The sequence below is a fragment of the Clostridioides sp. ZZV15-6598 genome, from assembly GCF_020657705.1.
GTDB classification, from domain to species: Bacteria; Bacillota; Clostridia; order Peptostreptococcales; family Peptostreptococcaceae; genus Clostridioides; species Clostridioides difficile_F.
In genome coordinates this window covers 1-327 of record NZ_JAGWCS010000360.1, presented here as the reverse complement: position 1 = coordinate 327, position 327 = coordinate 1, and the positions used below count along the sequence as shown (strand labels likewise).

General features: G+C 24.5%; 1 protein-coding gene. It reads left to right on the top strand.

Annotated elements, in window-relative coordinates; translation table 11 throughout:
• Positions 1 to 148 precede the first annotated feature (148 nt).
• On the top strand, positions 149 to 327 hold a 179-nt coding region (locus KGF50_RS22050; RefSeq protein WP_227850013.1), incomplete at its 3' end, for an ArsR/SmtB family transcription factor.

Here is a 327-nt window from a genome sequence, read left to right as displayed (position 1 = left end):
TAGCTATTAGTGCAGGATATTTAGTTCAATTTATTATGTAAATTAACTAAAAAAGATATTTGTAGGTTTTACTATATGCTTTACAAATATCTTTTTTAGGAGTATCATATGATTAAAAGTGAATATGATTATATAAAGGGAGGAAAAAATGGAAATTATACAAATATTAAAAGCATTAGGTGATGAAACACGAATAAGAATAATAAATATTTTAAGAAGAGGAGCATTGTGTGTATGTGAAATTGAGGCAATACTTGAAATAACTCAGTCTAATGCGTCTAGACATTTAAATAAATTAATGAATGCAAAGTTAGTTACTTACTATAA